Origin of the sequence: Verrucosispora sp. NA02020 (assembly GCF_013364215.1) — a bacterium.
GTDB lineage: Bacteria > Actinomycetota > Actinomycetes > Mycobacteriales > Micromonosporaceae > Micromonospora.
Genome location: NZ_CP054923.1, coordinates 3,717,813 through 3,741,560 on the forward strand (window position 1 = coordinate 3,717,813; position 23,748 = coordinate 3,741,560).

Genomic DNA, 23,748 nt, shown 5'->3' on the forward strand with positions numbered 1-23,748 from the left:
CGTGTCAGTAGGAGATGCTAGGCGCGAGCAGCATGAACTCGACGGCGAACCAGCCCGTACCGGCCAGGGCCAGCAGGATCAGGGCGCTGGCGGTGATCCGGTGCCAGCCGACGCGACGGCGTACGTCGTCGACCAGCCGCACCGTGGCGGGCAGCACCCCGAGCAGGCCGATCAACTGGAGCGCCTGCACGGTGCGCAGAGAGGTGGCGGAGACGTCCTGCAACCCCATGACGGCCACGACGCTCACCGCCCAGCCGGTCAGCGCGAGCAGCGCACCGGCGACCGCGACGCGGCTGAGCACCCGCGCGGTGCGTCCGGCCCGGTCACGACGCGGCCGACCGAGGACCCGTCGGACGAGGGCGCCGAACGGCCAGGAGAGCACCGTCAGCGCCAGCACCAGGACGGAGACGCCGAGCACCGGTACGACCACCGCCGTGGCCCGTGCCGGCTCGACCGGCAGCAGGGTGAACGCGGAGTCGTAGCTGATCGCCGTCACCCGGTCGTCGGTGACCCGCATCGCCAGCAAGCGATGCCCGCCCACCTCACGCCAGACCCAGGGGGTCACCTCCTCGTACAGGGCAGGGGTGGCCGACAGCGGGCCCGGCTCGAACAGCAGTCGGTTGTCGTCGGCGACGCTGACCGTGGTCCGGCCGACCAGACCGATCAGGGTCAGGAAGTTGCTGTGGATCCCGCGTGAGTCGGTGTACGTGCCGACTGCGGCGGCGGCGTGTGCGGCGCTGGTCTCCGCGTCGACGCCCGCCGGTCGCTCCGACATGGCCGGGAAGTAGCGGTCGGCGAAGCCGTTGACCACCGCCTGGCGCAACTCGTGGCTGTCCAACTGGCCCCGGCCACCGCCGTTGAGCGAGAGGAAGATGCCGGCCCGTTCCTGGGGATAGATCTGCAGGTGCGAGTGGAAGTACATGGTGTCGCCGCCGTGGCCGAGGATGTGTCGGCCGTTGCGGCTCTCGTCGAAGAGCCCGAGCGTCATCCGGGGGCCGTCCGCGAGGGTGCCGAGCGAGGTGGCGTCGAGCCCGGGACGCTGCATCAGCTCGCGGGTGGGCGCGTCGAGCAGCGGCCCCTCGCCGACCGTCTCGCCGGTCAACGCCAGCATGAAGCGGGCCATGTCGGTGGCGGGTGCGCTCAACGCGCCGGCCGGGGGAGTGCCGACGATCTCGAACGGGCCGGCGACACCGGCGGCGTCGTACCCCTTCGCCACCCGATCGGCCAGGGCCGGAGGCAGCGGCTGCGCGAACGTCGACGACGCCATCCCGGCCCGGGCCAGGACGTTGCGGTCGACGTACTCCTCGAACCGCGTCCCGCTGACGTGCTCGACGATGTATCCGGCCAACGCGTTGCCGTAGTTGGAGTACGCGGGCACGGTGCCCGGCCGGTAGATCTGCTCCGGCGGGTCGGTGGCCAGGGCCTTGCGCAGGTCGGGGCTGCCGCCGTCGAGGCCGATCAGGCCGGCGACCCGCTCCTCGAATCCGGCGGTGTGGGTCAACAGGTGCCGCAGGGTGACCGGCTCGTCGTAGCGGCGGGGCACGGTGAAGTCCAGGTACTCGTCGACGTCGGCGTCGAGGTCCAGGTCGCCGCTCTGCACGAGCTGGAGGACCGCGACGGCGGTGACCAGCTTCGACACCGAGCCGACCCGGAACAGGTGCCGGTCCGGGTCGACCGGTACGGCCTGGCCGGAGCCGGAGCCGGAGCCGGAGCCGGAGCCGGAGCCGGTGTCCGCATGGCCGTAGCCACGGGCGGTCAGGATCTCGCCGTCGCGGACGACCGCGACGGTGGCACCCGGGATGCCGGTCCGCTGGAGCGCGGCGGGCAACAGGCCGTCGAGCCAGGCGTCGAGGTCGGCGGCGTTCAGCGCGGCCGGGTCGGCCGGTACGCCCGGAGCGGGCGGCGTGGGAACGGACAGGACGGTCGGTGCGGCGCCGCACCCGGCGGCGGTGGCGACGGCGACCGCCGCGACCAGGGCCGCGCCGAGTCGACGCAGGCGGAACGCCCGGGACCGGGCGGGATCGTGGCGAGACATGTCGGGCTGCCTTCCAGGCCGATCGGGTGTCCGGAGGGGTCCGTGCGGCGTCACCCGGTGCCTGAGAGAAGCCTGCGTGAACCGGAGCGTGGTGCCATCTGGCGCAGGACGGCATTCGACCTACGACCTTTGTCGGAAAACCACCCTGTTGCCGCGTCCTCGCATATCGCGCCGGCACCCGGGGTACGTCGATCTTCAGCGACCGTGGCGAGGATGGTGCGCCGGTCTCCCGACCGGGAATCCCCGCCGCCGAGGAGGAGTGGATGATGTCGATGCGTAGGTGGCTTGCCGGTGCGGGCGTGGTGGCGTTGGTCGTCTCGACGGGGGCGTGCGGTGACGCCACCCCGGATGCTGCCGCCACCCCCGAGGCCACGGGCACGCCGGCCGCCAGCGCGACCTCCGCCGCGCCCACCCCGACGGAGGCGTCACCGTCGCCGACCAGCGCCAATCCGCCGGTGCTGTCCGGCGACCGCCAGGTCACGATCACCCGGGTCGACGCGGTCGAGTCGGGGCTGTCGTTGACCGACGAGCGGCTGGCCGAGGTCGACGGCGACGAGGGCCGGCAATTGTTCGTGGCGACCCCGGTCGAGGGGCAGACCTTCCTGATCAAGTCGTACCGGGGTGCCGGCGGTGGCCCCGGCACCGGCGAGCCGGTCTGCTGGCAGGTGCAGAACCCGGGCAACTCGCAGCCGCTGGTGGTGCAGGGCGCGGAGTGCCAGGAGAGCGAGCAGCGGCAGCTCTTCACCATCGCGCCGAACCCGGAGAACGCGGAGACCTACCTGATCAGCAACAACTCGGCGTACCTGCGGAACACGCGGAACAACGGCCTGATCATGGAGGAGCTGGGTGACGCCGCGCCGTTCGACAGCTTCCGCTTCAACGACAACGGGGCCGCGCCGTCGTCGTGAGTGCAAGGAAGGGTCCCCTGCTATACACCAGGCGATAGCAGGGGACCCTTCCTTACATCCGGGGGGTGGGTGTCAGCCGCGCCGCCACTTCTGGTTCGCGCCGCCGAGGCACTCCCAGATGGCGAGGCGGGCACCGTCGGCGTTGACCCATCCGCTGATGTCGACGCACTTGTTCGCCTGCGGGTTGACCAGGTCACCCGCGGCGGAGAGGACGAACTGCTGGGCCGCGTTGCCGCTACAGGTAGCGATCTGGATCGCCGCGCCGTTGTCCCGGGAACCCCAGGCCACGTCCATGCACATGTTGTTCTGGGTACGCAACGTGCCGTTGACGAAGCTCCACGACTGCGCCGCCGTGCCGTTGCAGTTCCAGGTCTGCAGCGGTACGCCGTCGGAGAAGTTCGAACTCGGCACGTCGATGCACTTGTTGTTCCAGTTGCTGATCAGCCGGTTCCCGCTGCCACCGCCGCTGGTGACCAGCGTGAGCCCGTACGCGCCGAGGATCTCGTTGACCGGCTGGAACCAGGTCTCTCCGCCGGTGGAGCAGTCGCCCCAGCCGCCGGAGGTGACGCCCTGCGCCTGGTTGCCGCTGAGCCAGGCGCCACCCGAGTCGCCGCCCTGGGCGCAGGCGTTGGTGCGGGTCAGGCCGTGCACGGCACCCTGCGAGTAGTTGACCGTCTGGTTGCGACCCAGCAGCGTGCCGCACCGCCAGCCGGTGGTGCGACCGGACCGGCAGACCGAGCTGCCGATCGCGGCGTCCTGGGAGCCGGCCACCGACACGTTGCCGCCGGAGTAGTTGTTCACCCACGGTTGCGGGGTCCAGTTGCTGTTGGTCCGCACCCAACCGTAGTCGCGGCCGGGGAACGTCGAGCCGGCGAAGGTTCCCTGCGAGACGTTGTTGTAGCCGAGCGTCGGGCTGCCGACCCGGCCGCAGTGGCCGGCGGTGACGAAGCCGCCCTGCACCGCGAAGCCGACCGAGCAGAGCGTGTTGCCGTTGATGACGTACTGGTCCCCACCCCGGATGTCGTAGTTGATCCGGGGCGCTTCGGCGGACTCGACGATCCGGACCAGGGCCGCGTCGACGCCGCTGGCCTTGACGAAGGCGGCGGCCTCGGCGGTGGCACCCCGGCCGGCGGTCACCACGATCCGGTTGGTCGTCACGTCGACCGCCCAGCCGTGGACGGCGTCCGGTGGCGCCTTGCCGGCGTGCCGGTCGAGCGTCCGCTTGATGCCGTCCAGGGTGGATTCGCTGCGGGCGGCGGTGGTCACCTCGGCACCTTCGGCGCGGACGGCGGCGGCCAGCGACGGGTCGGTGACCGCCACGGTCAGCCTCGTTCCGCCGGCCGGGATCCAGGCACCGGCGAAGGCCGTACCGAGTCGGGCCCGTAGGCGTCGCTCGACGGTGGCGGCACCGGCCTCGACGCGGAGCCGGGTCAGCACCTGCGTGTCGGTCAGCCCGAGGTCGCGGCGCATCGCGCGGACCATCTCCGGCGCGAGGCCGGTGACCGAGGTGGCGGCGGAGGGGGTACCGGCGGTGTCGGCGGCGAGCACGGCCGGCGGAGCGGCGAGTGGGGCGAGACCGGCGACCAGGACGGCCGCCAGGGCCGCGCGCAGGGCGCGTGGCGCTCGTGGCATGGGACTCCTCCTACGGGGGTGGGGCGACGCGGGGGCATCACCGGGAGTTCGACCAAGAGAGCGCTCTCACGATCAAGTCTGTCGATGTGACAGGTAACTGTCAAGACTCCTGCCAGTTATGTCGGCGCATGATCCGTCCAGGTCGGACGGCGGGTTGGTCAGCGGGAGGGTGTTCGGGGTGGCAGCCAGCCGACGAACCGCTCATGCAGTTCCGCCGGGCCGGTCCCCGGGTGCCGCTCGGTGAGCTGCCGGAGCGCCTCCTCCCAGAGGATCGCCAGATAGACCAGCAGATCGGTGCGGCGGGTGCCGTACTCGGCGAGGAGGTCCCGCTTCGCCCGCCCGCACGGCCAGGCGGTCCCGCAGGCTCGGCACCGCCAGGTGGGGCGGGACGCCACATGGTCCCGGCAGCGTGCGGTGGGTACGACGTTCGCCGCTCTGGTCGCGGGCACGGCAGATCCTCCTCCGTCGGCGGGGGGTGGCGCCCGCCCGTCGGCGGCCCCCGGAGCGACGTGGGTGGGCCCCCACCGCACCACGTCGCCTGACGGATACCTTGCCCAGAGTCTCCGTGCAATCACACAGCGTTGTGATATTTCCGTCGTCGATCACGGACCGGACGCGGCACCGGCTCGGAGATACCTCCCCGAGCCGGTGCCCACCACGCCTGTCGGATCAGGCGACGAAGCGGGTCCGCCGCCGACGCGCCAGCAGGAAGCCGCCCGCACCGGCGACGACCAGCAGGAGACCCGCCCCGGCGAGCAGGCCGGTGGAGGCGCCGGTGATCGGCAACTCACCGCCTGCTCCGCCGCCGGTCGGGTTCACCCGGATCGCGGCGGTGTCGTTGCCGGGGTCCAGATCCGCCATCGCGCCCTCACCCGACCTGGTCTTGAGCGTGACCGTGCCGGTCTGACCGCCGGCCCGGTCGACCCGGAGACCGAACTCGAACGCCACCCGCTCACCCGTGCTGATCGTGCCGCCGGCCTGGCACACGTAGCGCCGTCCGCCGGGCTTGCCGGGCGCGTACTCCTCGGAGTCCAGGTCGCTGCAGGACGTCGGGACGGTGACGGCGGTGACGCCGTCCGGCAGGGTCACGTGCGTCGGGACCTGCAGACCGCCCTGGCCGTCGGCCCCGGCGCGCGCCGGCCCGTTGTTGAGGTAGCCGACCCGCATCGGGACGGTGGCGCCGACCGCGCCTCGGACGGTCGCGCCCTCGGCGGCGACGTCGCCCCGCAGGTCACCGGCGACGTCCAGCCGTACCGAGATCTCGTTGCTGAATCCGTCGACGTCGGTCTGGGGGTGCGAGCGGGCCCGCATCTCGTCCACCGCCGCCAGCGTCAGTTCCTCGTCGGTCCCCCGGGGGCCGAGCGGTCCGGGCTTGCGGATCAGGTCCTGGTACTCCTCCCAGTCGGCCGGGGTGAACCAGGTGTAGTGGCTGTGGTGCCGGTTCGGTGCCCAACTGTCGGTCGGGACGGTCCCGCCGAAGGTGGAGTCCACCCGCACCGTCTCCCCGGGCTCCAGCGAGTCGTCGAACACGCAGACGAAGACGCTGTCGTCCCGTGCAGGATCGCCGTACTCGCAGTTCCGGTACCGCTTCGACGGCGTGAATCCGAGCGAGCCGGACACGTACAACCGCAGTCCGTGGGCGGTCGTCGTGCCACGGTTCGACACCGCCAACGGGACGTCGACGCGGGCACCGAGACTGCTGTCGAGGCGGAGGTCGCGGCCGTTCGCGCTGACGAGATCGACGCCCTCGCCGACGGTGACGGTGGCCCGGTAGGTCCCGGCCGCGAAGCGAGGCTCCGTGACGGTGACGACCACCTCACCGCGTTGGCCCGGCTTCGCGTCCGCCGCCGCCGTCACGCGCAGGCTGAACAGCTCCGTACCCCAGTCGGTGTCGGTCGTCAGAGCGCAGTCCAGCACGGGTCCCGCCGTCGTGCAGAGCGGAGGACCGCCCGCGTGTCGGACGTCGGCGAACGCCATCACGTCACTGCGGTCCACCCGCATCCGGTAGGTGGTGCCGTAGGTGCCGCCGCGTTGCTCGACCGACATCCACTTGCCTCCGACGCCGGGAGCGACGGTGACGCTCCGCAGGCGAATGTCGCTTCGCGGCGCGGCCGTCCGGTCGGCGGCGGCCGGAGGCGTCGCGGTCGGAGCCGAGGTGGTCGGCGCGGAGGTCGGTTCGGCCGCGGCGGGCGCGCCGCCGACGGCGGTGGCGACGAGTACGCCGACGACGGCCACACCGGCGAGCCGACGCCGGAGAGCGGAAGATGACATGGCGGATTCCTCAGGGTACGAACGACGAGGTGGAGCGGGGCTACCCGGCGGACGGCGGGCCGGGTGGGCCGTGCCGGGCGCGGAGCCGGAGCGTGGTGGTGCGGCGGATCCTGGGCCGGGTAAGCCTCTCACGGCGTCGGGCCGGCGCGGATCAGCCGGCCGGTTGCCGTCGCCGGTGGGAGAGGTCGGCATGGTGGTGCCCGCCCGGGTGGCTGTCCGGGTCGGTGTGCACGGTCGCGCTGGTCAACCGGGGCACCGCGTGGGTGAGCCGGTGCTCCGCGTCGGCGGCGATCTCGTGCGCGGCGACGAGGCTGAGACCGGCGTCGACGACCAGGTCCGCCTCGGCGTGCAGGCGGTGGCCGATCCACCGCAGGCGTACCCCGGTCACGTCCCGGACGCCGTCCACGTCGCGCAGCGTACGTTCGGCCCGGTCCACCAGCGTCGGGTCGACCGCGTCCATCAGCCGGCGGTAGATCTGCCGTCCGGCGTCGGCGAGCACGACGGTGATGGCGACGGCGATCGCGAGACCGACCACGGGGTCGGCCCAGCGCCAGCCGAGCGCGGCGCCGCCCGCCGCCGCGACCACGGCCAGCGAGGTGTAGCCGTCGGTGCGGGCGTGCAGGCCGTCGGCGACCAGGGCGGCCGATCCGATCCGCCGTCCGACCCGGATGCGGTAGCGGGCGACCAGTTCGTTGCCGACGAACCCGACGACACCGGCACCGGCCACCCAGGGAACATGACTCATGTCGGTGGGGTGCAGCAGCCGGCCGATCGCAGTCCACGCGGCGGCGACGGCCGACGCGGCGATGGCCGCCACGATGATGATGCCGGCGATGTCCTCGGCCCGCCCGTACCCGTACGTGTAGCTGCGGGTGGCCGCCTTCCGTCCGAGCAGGAAGGCGATGGCGAGCGGGACGGCGGTCAGCGCGTCGGTGACGTTGTGCAGGGTGTCGCCGAGCAGCGCCACCGAGCCGGAGTGCACCACGATGACCGCCTGGGCGGCGGCGGTGACACCGAGCCCGACCAGCGAGATCCACAGTGCCCGCAGCCCCTCGCGGGAGGTCTCCAGCGCCGGGTCCACCCGGGTACGCGAGTCGTGCGAGTGCGGTACGGCCGCATGCCGCAGCCGGTGCCACCGGCCGGGCCTGCCGTGGTGACGGTGGTCGTCACGGCGGTCGTGGTCGTGGTGGTGGTGATGATGGTCGTGCCGGCCCTGGGTCACGTGTCCCCCCGAGGAGAGCGGGGCCTGTGGTCCCGGCGATAATATGTGCCCATGTACGCACGCGACAACGTTGCAGGAGCCAGTGAGCGGCAACAACCCACCCCTGGCGACGGTGAGGTCGAGGCGGCCGTGCAGATGCTGCGGATGCTGGCCGACGGCACCCGGCTCCGCCTGATGTGGCTGCTCAGCGCGGGCGAACACGACGTCGGTTCCCTGGTCACGGCCGTCGGTGCGGCCCGCCCGGCGGTCTCCCAGCATCTCGGCAAACTCCGCCTCGCCGGGCTGGTCAGCGTACGCCGGGACGGTCGCCGCGTCCTCTACCGCGCCCGCGACGGCCACGTACGCCGACTGGTCGCGGAGACGCTGCACGCCGCCTCCCACCGGGTGACCGGTACCCCCGAACACGACTGACCGGCCCTGTCGTGGCGCCGGAACCGGAGGTCGAGGGGTCGTCCATCGCGGAGGCGTCTGCGGGACCGTGTCGGAGTGCTTCGCGGTCGGTCCGGTGGGCGGTCCGCTGCGACAGGGCAAGGGGTACCCGGCCGCTGTCGAGCTGAGAGCACAGACGGTTCAGCTCGACAGGGCCCCCGCTGTAGGTCGGCTGCCCTCGGCCACGGCTCGGACGGTCCGGGCACCGGTCAGGACGAGGCGTCCTGCACCAGCCGGAGTTGGCCGATCTCGGCGACGTTCTTCATCAGCTCGGCGTTGACCCAGGCGAGCAGGTGCGCGACGGTGTGTTCCGGATCGCGCGGCCAGGGAAACGGGGCCACCTCGTCGAGGTCGGCGTCGGAGAGCCGGTCCAACACGGTCGACCACTCCGTCCGCAGTTCGCGCAGCCAGGACACGGTGGGCTCGCCGTCGCCCGGCCAGTGGACGTCGGTGCGCTCCCGTGGTGACCGGCCCTGAAGATGGTCGATGGCCACGCTCCACCACCAGCCGACGTGCCAGGTCAGCCAGGCGATGGTGGGGACCGGCACCGGGTCCGGCTCGGTGTCGGCCCAGTCCGGCACCCACCGGCCGGCGTCGTCCGGGCGGACCGTCCAGGAGAGCGCGGCGGCCTCGCGGCGGAAGTGCGCCGGCTCCAGCCGGTCCAGGTGGTACTCGAACAGCGACCAGGTCAGGTCGAACTGCCAGCGCAGCAGGTCACGACGGGAAGACGGCATCCGGCGATCCTCACACCCGGTGGCGGCCCGGTCGAACGGTTATCCCGGCCCGGCCGCGGTCGGGGACCAGGGCCAGGGCACGTCGCGGAAGGCCGCCTCGACGAGCAGCGCCTCGACGCCGCGCAGGAACGGCGCGATCCGTTCCGCCGGGAAGTAGCGGGTGTCGGCGGTGACGACCAGTTCGACCGCGCCGGGCGCGTCGAGCACCTGGACCCGGCAGCGCCACGGGAACCGCTCCAACTCCGGCAGCCAGCGGAACGCGCTGTCGCCGACCATCGCCCGCAGGGCGGTCTCGTCCGGGCCCGCCGCCGTCGGGTCGACGTCGCGGGCCAGCCGGGCGTCGTTGAGGTAGCAGTACGCGGACAGGAAGGTCCGGTGGTCGTGGCCGAGGTCGGTGAAGGTGCGCTCCCACACGGCCGGGTCGTAGTAGGCGTGCCGGTAGGCGTCCAGCGCTCCCCGCCGGGCCCGGGACAGCAGGTCGGCGAAGCCGGGCCGGTCGGCCAGGTCGAGCCGACAGAGCCCGATCTGGTTGAGGGTGCCGACCGCGTCCTGGTGCCCAGGCTGGAAGCGGTTGCTGGCCATCACCACGATGCCGCAGGACTCCTGCCCGCCGTCGCCGGTCAGCCCGGCGGCGGTCGCCGCCAGCACGACGTTGGAGGTGCTGACGGCGTTGCGGGTCGCGATCAGGCCGGCCGCGTGGTGGACGGCGCGGGAGACCAGCGACCCACGCCGGTAACGGGGTGCCGGCGCGGCGCCGACCGGGTCGGAGAGGTTCGCCGCCAGGCCGGGCAGCTGCCGCACCCAGTACGCCACCGCCCGCTCCGACCGTCGTCGTCCGGCGTCGCGCTCCCGCCCGGCGAGGTCGACCGACTGGAGGCCGACCGGCGTGTCCAGGGTGCCGTGCCGCAGGAGCCTGCGCAGGTCACGCAGCACGACGTCGGTGGCGTGGAAGTCGACGGTGGCGTGGCTGAACACCAGCACGATCTGGCGTACCCGGTCGTCGACGGTGACCAGGGCGACCCGCAGCGGCCACTCGGCGACGTGGTCGAAGCGCGACGCGCGCAGCCGGGCGGTCAGCTCCGCCGCGAGCGCGCGGCCGTCGGGGTCGTCCACCGGCCGGGGTACGGCGTGCACGCCGACGGGCAGCCGCCCGGTCGCCGCCATCTCCTGGTGCACCTCGTCGTCCCGGCGGCGGAACCGGGTGCGCAGCGATCCGTGCCGGGCGACCAGTGCGCCGAGGGCCCGCACCGCCTCGGGGACGGTCACCTCGGTCCGCGCCGACACGGCGAGCGTGCGGGGGAGACTCAGCACCCGGTACGCGGCGGGGGACTCGAACTCCTCCACGGTCCGCCACATGGCGCGTTGTCCCCAGGTCAGCGGCGCGCTGGCGGCCCGCCCGCCCGCGAAGTCCGCGTACGCCGTCTCCTCGGCGTGCCCGGCGCGGCGCGGGACCGGCCCGGCGGCGCCGGTGGACGTCGGTGACCAGGGCCATCGCACGTCGTCGAAGGCCGCCTCGACCAGCAACTCCTCCATGCCCCGCAGGAACGGCTCGACGGAGTCCATCGCGAGGTGCCGGGTGTCGACGGTGAGCGTGACGCCCACCGCGTCCGGCTCGTCCACGACGTGGGCCAGCAGGTGCCAGGAGGCCGCGTTCAGCCCGGCGGTCCAGGAGAAGTCACTCTGGGCGGTGGCCGCCCGCAACTCGTCCCGGGTCACCTCGGGCGGCTGGTCGAGGCCGCCGAGTGGCAGCCGGACGTCGTTGAAGTAGTGGTGCGGGTGGAACGCCGTCTCGTAGTCGACGCCCTGCTCCTCGAAGGCGTGCCGCAGCGCGGACGGCTGGTAGTACGCGTGCCGCAGGCCGTTCAGCGACGCCGCCCAGACCCGGCGCAGCAACTCGGCGAAGTCGGTGCACCCGGCCAGGTCCACCACGCAGAATCCGATCTGACCGAGGTTCGCCACCGCCTGCGCGTACTCGGTGCGGAACCGGTTGTGCGACATCGGGAAGAGGCCGGACAGTTCGTGCCCGGAGGTGCGTACGGCCATCGCCTGGTAGCCGGCGAGCAGTGCGGCGGAGACGCTGACCCGATGTCGGGCGGCGACCAGCCGGGCCGCCCTGTCCATCGCGGAGGAGACCAGGACGCCCCGACGCAGGTGCGGCGTCAGCCCCGGCCCGGCCGGGACCAGCGGCTGCCGGGGGAGCCGGTCGAACTCCCGCTGCCAGTACGCCACCGCCCGCTGTGAGCGCCCCCGGTCGGGTCCCTGCTGGAGCCGGGCCACCTCCGCCGACTGCGGACCGGCCGGAGTGTGCAGGCCGCCGCGCAGCAGAAGCAACCGCAGGTCACGCAGCACGATCTCGACCGCGTGGGCGTCCACCGTGGTGTGGCTGAACACCAGCACGATCTGGCGTACCCGATCGTCCACAGTCACCAGTGCGACCCGCAGCGGCCACTCGGCCGAATGGTCGAACGCGACGTCGCCGAGCCGTTCGGCGGCCTGCCGTGCGGCCTGCGCACCGTCACCGGTGCCGGGATGGAGCAGCAGCGGGAACAGCCCGGCGGGGGCGACCTCCTGCCGGGACTCGCCGTCGACGACCGGGAGCCGGGTGCGCAGCGCGGAGTGCCGGCTGACCAGCGCACCCACCGCCCGGGTCGCGGTCGTCACGGTCACCCCGGCGCGGGGGGAGACCGGCACGGCCCGCCGCAGGTTGAGGAACCGGTGGTTGGAGCCGAACCGGGCGATCGAGCGCAGGAGGACCTGCTGAGCCCAGGTCGGCGGCGCCGTCCCGGCACCACCACCGGAGAACTCGGCGTAGCGCAGCGGTTCTGCCGCCCACTCGGCGGGGACCACCGTATCCGCGAATCGCATTCCTGACGGTACGACGGTCCGTTCCGCTGCTGGATCGATCGATCGAGTCCTACACAGTGGACCGATCAGCCGATCCACCCTCTGGGAAGCGGGATGCAGACTACTGACTCCCGTCCGTCATCGGATTGAGGCATAGCGTGACGAACGTCGACGTGCCGGCCCGAGACACCACCGTCATCCCGACGGCGACTCCGCCCGCCGGAGCGCCCCGACTCTCCTTCGGCCAGGAACGGATCTGGTTCACCGAACAGCTCGTGCCCGGCACCGCCGCGTACCTCGTCCACTCGACCGTGCGGGTGCGTGGCCCGCTCGACGTCGAGCTGCTGCGGGCCGCCGTCGACGCGACCGCTGCCCGGCACGACAGCCTTCGCATGCGGTTCACCGAGAACGCCGACGGCGAGCCCGTCGTGCACGTCGCCCCCGAGGTACGGGTGCCGGTCACCGTGACCGCCGTGCCCGGTGAGGCCGAGGCCCGCGAGCTGGTGGCCGGCTCGGTCCGCACCCCGTTCGACCTCGGCGTCGCGCCCCTGCTGCGGGTGCTCGTCGTCCGGCTCGGCGACCAGGAGCACCTGGTGCATCTCGCCATGCACCACATCGTCAGCGACGGCTGGTCGCTGACCCTGCTGCTCGACGAGATCGCCGCGACCTACGGCGCACTGCGCGACGGCACGCCACCGCCCCCGGCACCGGCCACCGGCTACCTGGAGTACGCGGCCTGGCAGCGGGACCGTCTCGACGGACCGGCCACCGGGGACGGGTTCGCCTACTGGACCGGAGCACTGGCCGGCGTACCCGCGCTGGAACTGACCACCGACCGGCCCCGCCCGCCGGTGCAGTCCTACGCCGGTGCGACCCACCGCTTCACCCTCGACGCCGACCTCACCGACGGACTGCGCCGGCTCAGCCGCGCCCACCGGGCCACCCTCTACATGACCCTGCTCACCGGCCTGCAGGCGGTGCTGTTCCGCTACAGCGGCCAACGGGACTTCGCCATCGGCTCGCCGGTCGCCGGTCGGGTGGTGCCGGAGCTGGAGAACCTCGTCGGTCTCTTCGTCAACACCCTCGCCCTGCGCGCCGACCTCTCCCCGGTCGCCGCGACCGCCGACAGCGCCGCCGTCGAACCCAGCTTCGCGACCCTGCTGCGGCGCACCCGCACCACCGTCGTCCGCGCCCTGGCCCACCAGGAGATCCCGTTCGAACGCCTGGTCAAGGACCTGAACGTCGCCCGGGACGTGAGCCGCTCCCCGGTGTTCCAGGTGCTGTTCACCCTCCAGAACTTCGCGCCCGGCGGCACCCGGTGGCCCGAGGACCTGCGCGCCGAGGGCGTCGGGACCGACGTGGCCAACGCCCGCTTCGACCTGTCGCTCTACGTCGGCGAGTCCGCCGACGGGCTGCGCGGCATGGTCGTCTACGACACCGACCTCTTCGACGCCGCCACCGTACGCCGGCTGACCGCAAGTCTCGCCACGCTGCTGCGCGCCGCCGTCGCCCGGCCGGACCTGCCCGTCGTCGACCTGGACCTGCTCGACGCGGACGAACGGGACCGGGTGCTGGCCCTGGGCCGACCCGAGCACGACGCGGTGGCCCGGGTCACCGGCGCGGCGACCACCCTGGCCGAGCTGATCGGCCCGCACGTCGCCGCCACCCCCGACGCCCCGGCGGTGGTCCTCGGCCCGGACACGCTCACCTACCGGGAACTGGACCGGCGGGCCAACCAGCTCGCCCACTGGCTGCGCCGCCGGGGCGTCGGCCCGGACCGGCTGGTCGGGGTGCTGCTCGACCAGTCGGTCGACCTGGCCGCGACGCTGCTCGGGGTGCTGCGGGCCGGTGGGGCGTACCTGCCGCTGGACCCGGAGCAGCCCCCCGCGCGGCGGGACCTGATGCTCGCCGACGCCCGTCCGACCGTGGTGCTGACCAGCTCCGCCCTGCGTGACGGGCGGCCCGCCGAGGCGAACACGGTCGCCCTGGACGAGATCGCCGACGAGGTCGCGGCCCAGCCCGACACCGCGCCGGAGACCGGCACCACCGGCGAGCACCTCGCGTACGTCATCTACACCTCCGGCTCCACCGGCACCCCGAAGGGGGTCGCCGTGGCACACCGGCAGGTGCTGCGCTACCTCGACGGGGTGGCCGACCGGTTCGGGGTCGTCCCGGCCGCCCGGTACGGGCTGATGCAGTCGATGTCGTTCGACTTCAGCGTCACCCTCTTCTATCTGGCGCTGGCCACCGGTGGCGCGGTGCACCTGCTGCCCCGCCGGTGTACCGGCGCGGAGCTCGCCGAGCGGCTGCGGACCGCCCGCATCGACTACCTGAAGATCACACCGTCGCACCTGTGGGCGCTGACCGCCGACGCCGCACCGGGGGAGCTGCTGCCCGCCCGCGCGCTCGTGCTCGGTGGCGAGGCGTCCGACCTGGACCGGGTCGGCCCGCTCGCCGCCGCCGGTCCGGCCCGGGTCTTCAACCACTACGGCCCCACCGAGGCCACCGTCGGCGTCACCACCTACGAGGTCACCGCCGACGCGCCGACCAGCGGACCGGTGCCGATCGGCCGGCCCCTGCCGCACGCCCGGGTGTACGTGCTCGACGAGCGGATGCGTCCGGTCCCGGTCGGCGTACCCGGTGAGGTGTACCTCGGCGGTGACCGGCTGGCGCGCGGCTACCTGAACCGGCCCGACCTGACCGGCGAGCGCTTCGTCCCCGACCCGTACGGTCCACCCGGCGCGCGTCTCTACCGCACCGGCGACCTGGGACGCTGGCGCGCCGACGGGCAGCTCGTCTTCCTCGGCCGCCGCGACCACCAGGTCAAGATCCGTGGCTACCGGGTCGAGCTCGGCGAGATCGAGGCCGCGCTGCGGGACTGCCCCGGGGTACGGCAGGCCGCGGTGCTGCTGCGCGACGAGCGGCTGGTGGCGTACCTGGAGGCGGCACCCGACGAGGCCGTGCCCGAGCCGGCCGCGCTGCGTCGGCGGCTCGCCGACCGGTTACCCGAGCACATGGTGCCGAGCCGGTGGGTTGCCCTGGACCGGCTGCCGTTGCAGGAACACGGCAAGGTGGACCGGCGGGCCCTGCCCGAGCCCGTCGACGACGCCCCGACCGGTGCGCGGGAGACGCCGACCGGGCCGGTCGAGACGCTGGTGGCCGACGTCTGGCGAGCCGTTCTCGGGGTGACCGAGGTCGGCGCCACCGACGACTTCTTCGAGCTGGGCGGGCACTCCCTGCTGGCCACCCAGGTGGTGGCCCGGCTCCGTCGGGAACTGCCCGACGTGGTCGGCACGGACGCGCCGCCGGTCAGCGTGATGGACCTGTTCCGCCACCGCACCGTACGCGAGCTGGCCCTGCTGGTCGCCGGGGACGGCACGGACCGCGGCGGGCTGCTGCACGAACTGACCCCGCCGACGCCCGCCGGCACCCGGATCGCCACCCTGGTCTGCGTCCCGTACGGCGGCGGCAGCGCGGTGGTGTACCAACCGCTGGCCGACGCCCTGCCGCCCGGGTACCGGCTGCTGTCGGTGGCCGTACCCGGGCACGACATCGGCCTCGCCGACGACCCGGCACCCATCGCGGAGGTCGCCGCCGACGTCGTCGCGGAGATCCTGCACCGGGTCACCGGGCCGCTGATCCTGTATGGACACTGCGGCCCCGGCGGGGCGCTGGCCGTGGAGGTCGCCCGCCGGCTGGAGGCCGCCGGCCGGGACCTGGAGGCGGTGTACCTGGGCGCGGTCTTCCCGTTCGCCCGTCCCGTCGGCGGCCTGCTCGGCCCGCTGCTGCGACTGCGGTTGGCCGAGCGGCTGCGCAGCGACCGGATCTACCGCACCTGGTTGCAGGCGCAGGGCACCTCCATCGGGTCACTGGCACCGGACGAGGTCGCGTTCCTGATCCGCGCCATGCGGCACGACGCCGAGGTCTCCGAGGAGTACTTCACCGAGCTGATGCGGCGACGGGTCGGCCCGCTGCGGGCACCGATCGTCTCCGTGGTCGGCGAGCGTGACCGCAGCACCGACTTCCACGAGGAGCGCTACCGCGAGTGGCACTTCCTCAGCGACCGCACCGCGCTCGCCGTGATCGACGAGGCCGGACACTACTTCCTCAAGTACCGGGCGGCCGAGCTGGCCGAGATCGTCACCGACGTACACCGGCACCTCGCCGCGCCGCCGCCGTCCGCCGCGCCGGTCCGCGCCGAGCCGGGCCCGCCGTCCGTCGCCTCGCCGCGTCCGGACGGCACGCCGGCCGCCTGGCAGCTCGCGGCCGTCTCCCAGCGGGGACCGGACGGACCCTCGGGCGGGAGCGACGGTACGGCCACCGCGCCGCCACCGAGCATGCGCCGCTTCGGTCTGGTCGCCGCCGGGCAGATCGTCTCCGGCATGGGGACGGCGCTGACCACGTTCGCCGTGCCACTGTGGATCTACACGCAGACCGGGTCGCTCGCCCGGTTCGCGCTCTTCGCGGTGCTCGCGCTGATGCCCGGCCTGCTCGTCGCACCGCTGGCCGGCGCGGTGATCGACCGGTTCAGCCGGCGACGCGTCCTGCTCGGCGCCTGCATGGCCGCCGGGGGCGGCAACGCGGCGATGGCGGTGCTGGTGCTGACCGACGTCGCCCAGGTGTGGCACTTCTACCCCTTCACCGCCTGGCTGTCGGTGGCACTGGCGTTCCAGCGGCTCGCGTTCGTCTCGGCGGTGCCGCAGCTCGTGCCGAAGCGCTTTCTCGGCCACGCGAACGGTCTCGCCCAGACCGCTGTCGGCCTCACCCAGTTCACCGTCCCGCTGATCGCCGTGGCCCTGCTCCAGGCCGTCGGGCTGCGCGGCATCCTGCTCATCGACGTGGTGTCATACCTCTTCGCGATCGGTGTGCTGGCCGTGGTGAGGTTCCCGCGTACGCTCGCCCTGCGCCGCCGCGAGAGCATCGGTGCGGAGATCGTCGCCGGGCTGCGGTACGCGCTGCGCCGCCGGGAGTTCCGCGCCATGCTGGCGTTCTTCGCCGCGCTGAACTTCTTCCTCTTCCCGGTGCTGTTCCTGCTCTCCCCGCTGGTGCTCGGCTTCGCCGACCTGAACGAGGTGGCGCAGATCGCGCTGACCGGCGGGGTCGGCGCCGCCACCGGCGGTCTGGTGATGCTGCTCTGGGGCGGTCCCCGCAAGCGTCGGATGCGAGCGGTGCTGCTGGGCACGCTCGGCATCGCGGTGGCCGCCGTGGTCACCGGGCTGCGGCCGAACCTGCTGGTCATCGGCGCGGGCGCGTTCGGCATGTACCTCGCGCTCGCCATCGTCAACGGCGTCTACAACACGATCATCCAGACCAAGGTGCCGCCCCGGGTGCACGGGCGGGTCTTCGCGCTCAACCAGATGGTGGCGCAGTCCACCATGCCGCTGGGCTGGGGCCTGGTCGCCCCGTACGCCGCCCGGGTGACCGAGCCGATGCTGCTGGCCGACGGCGTGCTGGCCGGCACGGTCGGCGCGGTGATCGGGGTCGGGCCGGGGCGCGGACACGGGCTGCTCTACGTGCTGTTCGGGCTCTGCATCGCGGTGACGGCGCTGGTGTCGCTGGCCACGCCGGTGCTGTCCCGCTTCGACGACGAGGTGCCCGACGCGCCCCCGGACGACCTGGTCGGCATCGAGGAGCGCCGGGCGCGGTCGGCCGCCGGCGGGGACGAGCGGGTACCGGCCGCCGCGACCGGCGGAAAGGCGGACTGAGGTGAGTACGGCGTCGCCGGACCGGGCCACCCCCCGTACCGTGCCCGAGCTGCTGGACTGGCGTACCGCCCTGCACCCCGAGCGGGTCGCGGTCGAGGTGCACGGGGTGGCCGAGCTGACCTTCGCCGACTGGTCCGCCGGGGCGGGGGCCGTCGCCGCCGCCCTGTCCCGGCGCGGCCTGCGTCGTGGCGACCGCGTCGGCCTCTACTTCGGCGCCCGGGACTGGACCTGGTTCGCCGTCGCGTACGTCGGGGTGCTGCGCGCCGGTGGCGTCGCCGTGCCACTCTCCGACCGGCTCGCCGCCGGACAGCTCGGACACGCCCTGGACCACTGCGCGGCCACCGCCGTGCTGCACGGCGACGACACCCCCGCCCCGCCGGTGCCGTCCGGCCTGCCGGTCTGGACCTGCGCCGAGCTGCTGGCCGAGCCACACCGCGACGGCGAGTCGGTCGCCCGTCCCGGTGACCTCGCGCAGATCCTCTACACCTCGGGCACCACCGGACGTCCCAAGGGGGTCGCCGCCAGCCACGCCAACCTCACCGCCGGTGCCCCACAGCATCCACGCCGGCTGGCCCTGGCCCACTCGGACCGGTTCCTGCACGCCTTCGCGATCGGCACCAACGCCGGGCAGACCATGCTGCTCAACGCGGTGACCGCGAAGGCCGCCGCACTCACCCTGCCCCGGTTCACCCCGGCCCGGTTCGCCCGACTGGTCGAGGCCCCCGGGACCGGCACCGTCTTCGTCGTCCCGTCGATCGCCGTCGAGCTGCTCGACTCCGGTGCCCTGCGCGGGCGGGACACCAGCGGCGTACACCTGATCGGCTCCACCGCCGCGTTCCTCGCGCCGGCGGTCGCGGCCCGGCTCGCCGAGACGTTCCCGCAGGCCACCATCGTCAACTACTACACCTCCACCGAGGCGGCACCGGCCCAGACCACCATGATCTGGGACCCGTCCCGGCGGGACGCGGTCGGTCGACCGGTCGGCGGCCGGCTCATGGTCGCCGACGCCGACGGTAGGCCGCTGCCCGCCGGCACGACCGGTGACGTCTGGCTGCGGGCGCCCTTCCCCCGCGCCTACTTCCGCGACGAGGCGGCCAACCGGGCCACCTTCCGCGACGGATGGGTCCGCATGGGGGATGTCGGCCGGGTCGACGCCGACGGCTACCTGTACCTCACCGACCGGCACCAGGACGTGATCAAGACCGGCGCGTTCAAGGTCTCCACCCTGGAGGTCGAGGCGGCGCTGCACGACCATCCCCTGGTCGCCCAGGTCGCCGTCGTCGGTGTCCCGCATCCGGTGCTCGGCACCGCCGTGGCCGCCGCCGTCGTGCCCCGGCCGCAGGCCGCCCCGGACGGCCTGTCCCTGCCCGCGCTGCGCGGATTCCTCGCCGACCGACTGGCCGACTACCAGCTGCCCGCCCGGCTCCTGCTCCTCGACGAGCTGCCCCGCAACGAGGGCGGCAAGGTGCTCAAGCGGCAGCTCACCGACCTCTTCGAGAACTGACCACCACCAGCACAACCCAGGGAGCACATGTGGGCACCGCCGAGGCGACCTCCGCACAGCACGCCGTCTGGTTCACCGAGCGGGCCGGGGTCGCCGGCACGGCCTACCACATGGCGGTCGGCGTACGGTTCGCCGCCGGACTCGACCGTCGGGCCCTCGTCGCGGCCTGCGCCTCGGTGACCGACCGGCATCCGATCCTCGCGGCCAGGATCGTCGGCGACGACGACGGCACCCCGCGCCTGGCACCGGCCGACACCCGTCCGACGGTCGGCTTCGCGGAACTGACCGACGCCCGGGTGACCGAGGAGATCGCCCGGACGTACGACCTGACGACCGGACCACTGGCCCGGTTCACCCTGCTCACCGACGCCGACGACACGCACCTGCTGCTCGTCACCGCACACCATCTGGTCTTCGACGGCATGTCGAAGGACATCCTGCTCCGGGACCTGGCCGCCGCGTACGCCGCCGCCCGTGACGGTGCCACCGTGGACCCCGGGCCCCGACCCGACGAGTACGCCGGCCTCGCCACCGCCGAACAGCAACGCGTCGCCGTCGACCTGCCCGCCGCCCGCGACCACTGGCGGCGGCACTGGTCCGGGCCCGGTGAGGTGGTCCTGCCCGGCCTGCGGCGGCTGCCCGCCGCTGCGGAACCCGGCGTCGCCGTCCCCGTCGACCTGCCCAGCGATCTGGTCGACGGCGTCGACCGGGCCGCGCGGTCGCTCGGGGTGACCCGCTTCGAACTGCTCCTCGCGGTGCTGCACGCGCTGCTCGCCCGCTACGGCAACCGGGACACCCCGGTCGGGGTGGCGCTCTCCACCCGTACCCCCGACCAGGCCGACCGGATCGGACTGTTCGTCAACGAACTGCCCGTCGCCGCCGACCCGGCCGGCGGGACGTTCCGCGCACACGCGCACACCGTCCGGGCCCGGCTGCGCGAGGTGTACCCGTACCGCGCGGTGCCGTTGGCCCAGGCCGTGCCCGGCCTGCGTCCCGCACCGGCGTTGACCCCGGTCAGCATCGGCTACCGGCGGCGCGGCAGCGCACCGGTCTTCCCCGGGGTGGAGAGCGAGGTCGACTGGACGCTGTTCTGCGGTGCCGCCCGCAACGCGCTGCACGTCCAGGTGGTGGACGCGCCCACCGGGCTCACCGTCAGCCTCCAGCACAGTCCGGCGGCCATCGACACCGCCGCCGTACGCCGTATCGGCGGGCACCTGCGCACCATGCTGGCCGCCGTGGTCGCCGACCCCGATCAGCCGGTGGCGGAGATGCCGCTGCTGCCCGCCGACGAGTTCGCACAGGTCACCCGCGTCTGGAACGACACCGCCCGGACGTACCCGGTCGACGCCACCGTGCCGGCCCTGTTCGCCGCCCGGGTCGCCGCGGACCCGGACGCGGCGGCCGTGGTCGACGGTGACCGGACGCTGAGCTACGCCCAGCTCGACACCGCCGCCACCCGGCTCTGCGTCCTGCTGCGGCAGCGGGACGTCGGGCCCGGTTCGCTCGTCGCGGTCGCGCTGGACCGGTCGTGGGAGGCGGTGGTGACCATGCTCGCGGTGTGGCGCTGCGGGGCCGCCTACCTGCCGGTCGACCCCGGCCACCCGCCGGCCCGCCAGCAGGCCGTACTCGCCGACGCCACGCCCACGCTGGTGGTCACCGGTGCCGCCGTGCCGGACCCCGCCCGGCCCACGCTCACCCTCGACCGGAGCGCCCTGCTCGACGGCCCGGTCCCGGCCGCGCCCGACCTCTCGCCGACCGCCGCCGACCTCGCCTACGTGCTCCACACCTCCGGGTCGACCGGGCACCCGAAGGGTGTGGCGGTGCGCCACGGCTCGCTGACCAACCTGCTGCTCGGCGTCCGCGACCTGCTGGAGAGCGGTCCGACGCACCGGTGGCTGCACCTGACCTCGCCGTCGTTCGACATCTCCACGGTGGAGGTCTTCCTGCCGCTGGTCACCGGCGGCACGGTGGTCGTCGCCTCGGCCGTCAGCGCCCTGGACGGCGCCGGTGTCCTGCGGCTGATCCGCGCCGCCGGAGTCACCCACGCCCAGGCCACACCGTCCGGCTGGCGGGTGCTGCTGGAGGCCGGTCTCGGCGACCGGACCGGGTCGGCGGACGGGGACGCCCCGCTGGTCGCGGTCACCGGCGGGGAGGCACTGCCGGTCACCCTCGCCCGCGAGCTGCGGTCCCGCACCGCGCGCCTGATCAACGGGTACGGTCCGACGGAGGCGACCGTGTACGCGACCATGGCGGAGATCCCGGTCGACCCCGACGAGGTGACCATCGGCCGGCCGCTGCCCAACGTTCGGGCGTACCTGCTGGACGAGGCGGGGCGGCCCACGCCGGTCGGGCTCCCCGGCGAGCTGTGGCTGGGCGGCGCCGGGGTGGCCGCCGGCTACCGGGGACGTGACGACCTGACCGCCGAGCGGTTCGGTCCGGATCCGTTCGGGGTGACCGGTGACCGGCTCTACCGCACCGGCGACCGCTGCCGGTGGCTGCCGGACGGGCGGATCGAGTTCCTCGGCCGCGCCGACGACCAGGTCAAGATCCGGGGACACCGGATCGAGTTGGGCGAGATCGAGACGCGACTGCTGGAGCACCCCGAGGTCGCCGCTGCGGCCACGGTCCTGCGGCGCGACGCCGACGAGCCCCGCCTCGTCGCGTACGTGGTGCCCCGGCCGGGTGCCGCTCCGGAGCCGGCCGGCTTGCGTCGACACCTGGCGTCGAGTCTGCCGACGGCGGTGCTGCCCACCGACTACGTGACGCTCGACCGGTTGCCGCTGAACCCGAGCGGCAAGGTCGACCGGGCCGCCCTGCCCGCCCCGGCACCCCGCGACGCCGTCACTGGCTCGCGCGCTTCAGGGCCCGAGGCACCCGGCGGCGCGCCGGCCGACTCACCCGGCGGCGCGGTGGCCGGTGCGCCCGGCGGCGTGGACGTCGACGCTGGTGACGACCCGGTGGTGGCGCAGCTCCGGCTGATCTGGCAGGAGGTGCTGCGAATCCCCGACATCGGCGTGCACGAGGACCTCTTCGACCTCGGCGGGCACTCGCTGACGGTGACCCGGATCAGCGGCCGGATCCAGCAGCGGCTCGGGGTCGAGGTGCCGCTCGACGCCTTCTTCGACACCCCGACCATCGCCGAGATCGCCGACATCGTGCGGCAGTCCGGGAAGGAGTTCTGATGACGGCCGACCCCGGACTGCGGGCACGGATCGCCCAGATGGTCAGCGAGGCCACCGGAGGGGAGGTCGAGCCGGCCGACCTCCTCGCCGGCGGGTCGATGATCGCGTTGGGCGTCGACTCCCTGGGACTGCTGCGTCTGGTCGACGCGATCGAGTCGGAGTACGGCGTCGAGGTCGAGCTGACCGGCGCCGGTCGTCGACTCGACACCCTGGACGACCTCGTGGCGATGCTGGCCGCCGCCGAGCGGTGAGCCGGCCTCGGCTCATACGGTCAGCACGAGTTTGCCGAGGGTGTGCCGGCCGGCGAAGTCGGTGAGCGCGCGTACGCCCTCGGCGAGCGGGTACCGGCGGCCGACGGTCGGAGTGAGGTCGGCGACCTCGCGCATCCCGCCGAACCGGCCCTCCACGTCGAGCACCAGTTCGAAGCGCACGTCGCTGCGGTCGAGGAAACGCGGATCCGGCTGGGGAAAGGTGATCGTGTAGAGCCGTCCACCGGGCCGCAGTGCCCGTCCGACCCGCTGGAGGCGGTCGCTGGGCAACACCAGGTTGAATGCCAGGTCGACCTGGTCCGGATAGTCGTCGGCGTAGTCGATGACCTCGGTGGCCCCCTTCGCTCGCAGCAGTTCCGCGTCCGGCGGGCGTCCGGTGGCGATCACCGTGGCGCCGGTCAGCTTGGGCAGCAGGGTGGTGCCCACGCCGCCGCTGGCACCGACGACCAGGACGGTCTCCCCGGGTTGCGGTGCCGCGGTGGCGAGCAGGGCCTGGACGGTGAGGCCCACGGTCGGCAGCGCAGCGGCCTCGGCGACGTCCAGCGCTGCGGGCCGGTGCGCGATGAACGGCGTGTCCGCCTCGAAGACGGCGTATTCGGCGAGGGTGCCGGTGGTCAGGCTCGGCCGGCCGGCGCCGACCATCGCCCGCAACGCCCGGGGCACGGCGTGCCCGAACACCTCGTCGCCCACGTGGTACGCCTCGACGCCCGCGCCGACCTCGCTGACCGTGCCGGCGAAGTCGTTGCCGAGGACGTGTGGGAAGGTCAGCTCGGCGGCGCTTCGAAACTCACCGGCGGGTAGCCGTACGTCCATCGGGTTGATCGAGGCGGCGGCGATCCGTACCTGGATCTGTCCTGGCCCCGGCCGGGGGATCGGCATGTCGGCGACGGTGAGTCGTTCGGGTGGCCCGTACCCGGTGGCGACGACAGCTTTCATGATCCCCCCGTTCGTCAGGGCGGTCCGAAACGGACCGTGCGGTCAGGTTAGTGATGAACGGACCGCGCGGTCAACTT

The 23,748-nt window shown here is 73.6% G+C and carries 14 protein-coding genes; 6 read left to right on the forward strand and 8 right to left on the reverse strand.

The window, feature by feature from the left end; all coding sequences use genetic code 11:
* Window positions 1-4: 4 nt before the first annotated feature.
* A complete protein-coding gene (locus HUT12_RS16105; protein ID WP_176093893.1) occupies window positions 5-2,035 on the reverse strand; it encodes a serine hydrolase in 2,031 nt (676 codons plus the stop codon).
* 263 nt (window positions 2,036-2,298) lie between these two features.
* Between HUT12_RS16105 and HUT12_RS16110 the strand changes: the two genes are divergently transcribed.
* Complete coding sequence (locus HUT12_RS16110) at window positions 2,299-2,943, forward strand: hypothetical protein (protein WP_254876844.1); 645 nt, start codon at window positions 2,299-2,301, stop codon at window positions 2,941-2,943.
* A gap of 72 nt (window positions 2,944-3,015) precedes the next feature.
* Here the strand turns inward: HUT12_RS16110 and HUT12_RS16115 are convergent, their stop codons facing one another.
* The 4 genes from HUT12_RS16115 to HUT12_RS16130 all read right to left on the reverse strand — a co-directional run bounded on the left by HUT12_RS16115 (window position 3,016) and on the right by HUT12_RS16130 (window position 8,068).
* A complete protein-coding gene (locus HUT12_RS16115; RefSeq protein ID WP_176093894.1) occupies window positions 3,016-4,575 on the reverse strand; it encodes a ricin-type beta-trefoil lectin domain protein in 1,560 nt (519 codons plus the stop codon).
* A 158-nt stretch (window positions 4,576-4,733) separates the two neighbouring features.
* A complete protein-coding gene (locus HUT12_RS16120; protein ID WP_176093895.1) occupies window positions 4,734-5,024 on the reverse strand; it encodes a flavin reductase in 291 nt (96 codons plus the stop codon).
* 220 nt (window positions 5,025-5,244) lie between these two features.
* Window positions 5,245-6,846, reverse strand: coding sequence for an LPXTG cell wall anchor domain-containing protein (locus HUT12_RS16125; protein ID WP_176093896.1), 1,602 nt, complete (start codon window positions 6,844-6,846; stop codon window positions 5,245-5,247).
* 151 nt (window positions 6,847-6,997) lie between these two features.
* A complete protein-coding gene (locus HUT12_RS16130; RefSeq protein ID WP_176093897.1) occupies window positions 6,998-8,068 on the reverse strand; it encodes a cation diffusion facilitator family transporter in 1,071 nt (356 codons plus the stop codon).
* A gap of 51 nt (window positions 8,069-8,119) precedes the next feature.
* Between HUT12_RS16130 and HUT12_RS16135 the strand changes: the two genes are divergently transcribed.
* A complete protein-coding gene (locus HUT12_RS16135; RefSeq protein WP_176093898.1) occupies window positions 8,120-8,479 on the forward strand; it encodes a metalloregulator ArsR/SmtB family transcription factor in 360 nt (119 codons plus the stop codon).
* Between the two features lie 227 nt (window positions 8,480-8,706).
* Here HUT12_RS16135 and HUT12_RS16140 read toward each other — a convergent pair whose 3' ends face one another.
* Both HUT12_RS16140 and HUT12_RS16145 read right to left on the reverse strand, forming a co-directional pair.
* Window positions 8,707-9,231, reverse strand: a complete 525-nt coding sequence (locus tag HUT12_RS16140; RefSeq protein WP_176093899.1) for a DinB family protein — start codon at window positions 9,229-9,231, stop codon at window positions 8,707-8,709.
* A 39-nt stretch (window positions 9,232-9,270) separates the two neighbouring features.
* Window positions 9,271-12,096 (reverse strand): condensation domain-containing protein, encoded by a 2,826-nt coding sequence (locus tag HUT12_RS16145; protein WP_176093900.1) that lies wholly within the window; start codon window positions 12,094-12,096, stop codon window positions 9,271-9,273.
* 137 nt (window positions 12,097-12,233) lie between these two features.
* On the opposite strand from HUT12_RS16145, the gene HUT12_RS16150 reads away from it, so the two are divergent.
* From HUT12_RS16150 to HUT12_RS16165, 4 genes are read left to right on the forward strand one after another with little or no spacing between them, the layout of a single operon-like run.
* Window positions 12,234-17,780, forward strand: coding sequence for a non-ribosomal peptide synthetase/MFS transporter (locus HUT12_RS16150; RefSeq protein WP_176093901.1), 5,547 nt, complete (start codon window positions 12,234-12,236; stop codon window positions 17,778-17,780).
* Between the two features lies 1 nt (window position 17,781).
* Window positions 17,782-19,284: an AMP-binding protein gene (locus tag HUT12_RS16155; protein WP_254876845.1), complete on the forward strand. Its 1,503-nt coding sequence runs from the start codon at window positions 17,782-17,784 to the stop codon at window positions 19,282-19,284.
* 29 nt (window positions 19,285-19,313) lie between these two features.
* Window positions 19,314-22,466 carry a non-ribosomal peptide synthetase gene (locus HUT12_RS16160; protein ID WP_217706010.1) on the forward strand — a complete coding sequence of 1,051 codons (3,153 nt, stop codon included), beginning with the start codon at window positions 19,314-19,316 and terminating at the stop codon, window positions 22,464-22,466.
* On the forward strand, window positions 22,466-22,717 hold the full coding sequence (locus tag HUT12_RS16165) for an acyl carrier protein (protein ID WP_131051786.1): 252 nt from the start codon (window positions 22,466-22,468) through the stop codon (window positions 22,715-22,717). The genes HUT12_RS16160 and HUT12_RS16165 overlap by 1 nt, the downstream gene beginning before the upstream one ends.
* A gap of 12 nt (window positions 22,718-22,729) precedes the next feature.
* On the opposite strand, the gene HUT12_RS16170 is transcribed toward HUT12_RS16165, so the two are convergent.
* Window positions 22,730-23,671: an NADP-dependent oxidoreductase gene (locus HUT12_RS16170; protein WP_176093902.1), complete on the reverse strand. Its 942-nt coding sequence runs from the start codon at window positions 23,669-23,671 to the stop codon at window positions 22,730-22,732.
* Window positions 23,672-23,748: the final 77 nt, after the last annotated feature.

Bases quoted from the DNA above. Each gene is read 5' to 3' on its own strand.
- HUT12_RS16105 (WP_176093893.1), bottom strand. From the start codon at position 2,035: ATGTCTCGCCACGATCCCGCCCGGTCCCGGGCGTTCCGCCTGCGTCGA.
- HUT12_RS16110 (WP_254876844.1), top strand. From the start codon at position 2,299: ATGATGTCGATGCGTAGGTGGCTTGCCGGTGCGGGCGTGGTGGCGTTG.
- HUT12_RS16115 (WP_176093894.1), bottom strand. From the start codon at position 4,575: ATGCCACGAGCGCCACGCGCCCTGCGCGCGGCCCTGGCGGCCGTCCTG.
- HUT12_RS16125 (WP_176093896.1), bottom strand. From the start codon at position 6,846: ATGTCATCTTCCGCTCTCCGGCGTCGGCTCGCCGGTGTGGCCGTCGTC.
- HUT12_RS16135 (WP_176093898.1), top strand. From the start codon at position 8,120: ATGTACGCACGCGACAACGTTGCAGGAGCCAGTGAGCGGCAACAACCC.
- HUT12_RS16140 (WP_176093899.1), bottom strand. From the start codon at position 9,231: ATGCCGTCTTCCCGTCGTGACCTGCTGCGCTGGCAGTTCGACCTGACC.
- HUT12_RS16145 (WP_176093900.1), bottom strand. From the start codon at position 12,096: ATGCGATTCGCGGATACGGTGGTCCCCGCCGAGTGGGCGGCAGAACCG.
- HUT12_RS16165 (WP_131051786.1), top strand. From the start codon at position 22,466: ATGACGGCCGACCCCGGACTGCGGGCACGGATCGCCCAGATGGTCAGC.
- HUT12_RS16170 (WP_176093902.1), bottom strand. From the start codon at position 23,671: ATGAAAGCTGTCGTCGCCACCGGGTACGGGCCACCCGAACGACTCACC.